Annotated in this window: 3 protein-coding genes; 1 reads left to right on the top strand and 2 read right to left on the bottom strand. The window is 49.6% G+C overall.

Annotation, left to right across the window (positions count from 1 at the left end; all coding sequences use genetic code 11):
- Positions 1-66: 66 nt before the first annotated feature.
- The gene (locus tag RMO84_RS05670; protein ID WP_310487503.1) at positions 67-1,251 is read right to left on the bottom strand and encodes an aspartate aminotransferase; all 1,185 of its coding nucleotides are present in this window, start codon (positions 1,249-1,251) and stop codon (positions 67-69) included.
- 268 nt (positions 1,252-1,519) lie between these two features.
- On the opposite strand from RMO84_RS05670, the gene RMO84_RS05665 reads away from it, so the two are divergent.
- Positions 1,520-2,041 carry a hypothetical protein gene (locus RMO84_RS05665; RefSeq protein ID WP_310487502.1) on the top strand — a complete coding sequence of 174 codons (522 nt, stop codon included), beginning with the start codon at positions 1,520-1,522 and terminating at the stop codon, positions 2,039-2,041.
- 149 nt (positions 2,042-2,190) lie between these two features.
- On the opposite strand, the gene RMO84_RS05660 is transcribed toward RMO84_RS05665, so the two are convergent.
- On the bottom strand, positions 2,191-2,601 hold a 411-nt coding region (locus RMO84_RS05660; RefSeq protein WP_310487501.1), incomplete at its 5' end, for a CPBP family intramembrane glutamic endopeptidase.

The raw sequence follows: 2,601 nt of genomic DNA, 5'->3' as shown, positions 1-2,601 counted from the left end.
AGATCCCCGACTTCTCCGAGAAGTCGGGGATCTTGCCGTAATTGTACGATCTTTTGAAGATCGAATTTACTCATAACGAATGCCCGCATCCGTGAGACGTTGCAGGGCTTCACCCAATCTGTCGAGATCGCAGATCAGACTGATCCGCACATAACCTTCACCGCCGATTCCAAAGGCATTCCCTGGCGTAAAGACGACACCCGTACGTTGCATCACCATCAACGCGAAGTCGGTAGAATTCCAACCCACAGCGCAGGGAATCCACAGATACATCGTGGCTTTGGTGGGTTTAATTTTCCAACCCAATTTGGCCAAACCTTGAATCATGAAGTCGCGGCGTTCGCGATAGCGATTTTGCACCTGCGTTACATATTCATCGGGCAGTTCTAGAGCTGTTTGCGCGGCTGTCTGGAGCGCGGCAAAAATCCCGTAGTCGAGATTGGTTTTGAGCGTGCGGAGTCCTTGGATAATTTGGCTATTCCCAACGACAAAACCGACGCGCCAGCCTGCCATATTATAGGTTTTGGAGAGGGTATGGAACTCAACACCGATTTCCTTGGCACCAGGAATTTCGAGCAGGCTAGTGGGCTTGTAGCCATCGAAGGCGAGTTCGGCGTAGCAGAGATCGTGGACTAATAAAATTTTGTATTCGCGGGCGAAGGCGACGACATCTTCAAAGAAGGCGCGCGAGGCGGTAGCTCCCGTGGGATTGCTGGGGTAGTTGAAGAAGAGAATTTTGGCTTCGCGGGCGACCTCTGGCGGAATATCATTGAGGTCGATTTCCCAATCATTTTCGGCTTTGAGGATGATGTTATGGATCTTAGCACCCGCGATCGCAGGGCCGCGAAAGTGGACGGGATAAGCAGGACTAGGGACGAGAACGGTATCGCCCGGATTGATATAGGCGAGTGCTAGATGTCCCAAGCCTTCTTTGGAGCCGAGCAGGGGTAGAGCTTCGCTATTAGGGTCGAGGGTGACACCATAACGCCGATAGTACCACTTGGCGATCGCGCTCCGAAAATTGGCGGTGCCTTCAAATGGGGGATAACCGTGATTGGTGGCTTCATCGAGGGCAGCTTTAGCCGCTGCAATCACAGGTGCGGGTGCGGCACCATCGGGATTGCCCATACCCAAGTCGATCAGATCGACGCCCTGACTGCGAGCATTGGCTTTGAGTTCGTCTAACCGCGCAAATACGTATTGGGGTAGCGATTGGAGACGTGCGGCGGGGCTAATCCAGTCTAAGCTCATTGTCTATAATTGTTGATGCAGTGCAATTGCGATCGCCACCCTGCGAATCGAGAGTCATAGCGAAGTGCGTGTATCTAGAATATCAGGTTATACCGCGCTTACTCTGAGATCTTACTGCTTGCAAGATTCACTGCGATCGTACACAAACCTGTCTCCATCCGGTAAACTGATGGCGTCAGATCGATTGGATCGATAGATCGGGCAACTTTATTGCTATTCGATCGTCTTCCAGCTATATATCTCCTAAATCGCCTCATCAAAGATTACTATGTCCAAGCTCTCGATTGTCATACTTGCTAGCGTGGGAATGACTATAGTGACAGTTCTCGCCGCTCAATTTCCGATCGAGGCGCGCGCGCGGAAGCTAAAAGCCTGTGTCGATCCTCAACCTGTAGCCAAACGGGTCGCGCTCACTCTCAAAGCTGACAAACAAGCAATCGTAGATAATAAACATGTCTTTCAACCTCTCACAGGTAAAGCATCCGTTCAACCAGGCGATATCATTAAATACACCGTTATTGCCAAAAATAATAGTAGGTGCCCGCTCAAAAATCTGATCTTAAAACTACCGATTCCTCGGAGTACTATTTATCTCAAAAATTCAGCGACGGCGATCGATGGTGCGGAATTATTGTTTAGTATCGATGGGGGCAAAACATTTGTCGAGCAACCCAAAGTCGGTACCCAACCAGCACCGCCAACTGCTTACAACTATCTCCGGTGGCGGTTTCGGGGGTTGCTAGCGACTAATGCTCAAGTCACTACTACTTACAAGTTGCAGGTTAAATAGTTGGGAGTGGGTAGTTGGGAGTTGGCAGTGAATAGATTATAGATTGTAGGGTGTGTTGTCTTGACGCACACAACCTGGAGGAAACCTCCATGTCGATGCGCCGCTATCGCGTAAGCGTAACGCACCGAAGCAATGGTTATATCGATCGACTAATTGCCACTACCCAAGATATATAAACTCACTAAAGTGCTGCTATTCCAGAGACTATGCAAGAGCATCGGTGCCAAAAGATTGCGAGTACGGGCGTAGACGGTACCGAGGATGATTCCGAGCGTCGTTAACGGCACGATTTCCGATAGGCTCAGATGCGCGACGCCAAATATCAAAGCACTAATCCCAATTGCTGCCCAGGTAGGCACATAGCGTGTCAAGGAAGGTAGTAAAAATCCGCGAAATAGGAATTCTTCAAATAGGGGAGCTGCTACCGCCGCTGTCAGGAAAAATAGTAATAAGGCGATCGAATTCTTGCTTTCGAGCATAATTTGGAGCAGCGGATTACTACCTCCCTGTCCGTGCCAAATTTTTTCATTTAATATGGAGACGACTATCACTACTGGAGT

It is taken from the genome of Chamaesiphon sp. VAR_69_metabat_338, from assembly GCF_031423935.1.
Lineage (GTDB): Bacteria > Cyanobacteriota > Cyanobacteriia > Cyanobacteriales > Chamaesiphonaceae > Chamaesiphon.
Note: the sequence above shows the minus strand (reverse complement) of the source record. Positions and strands in the feature narration are given on the sequence as shown.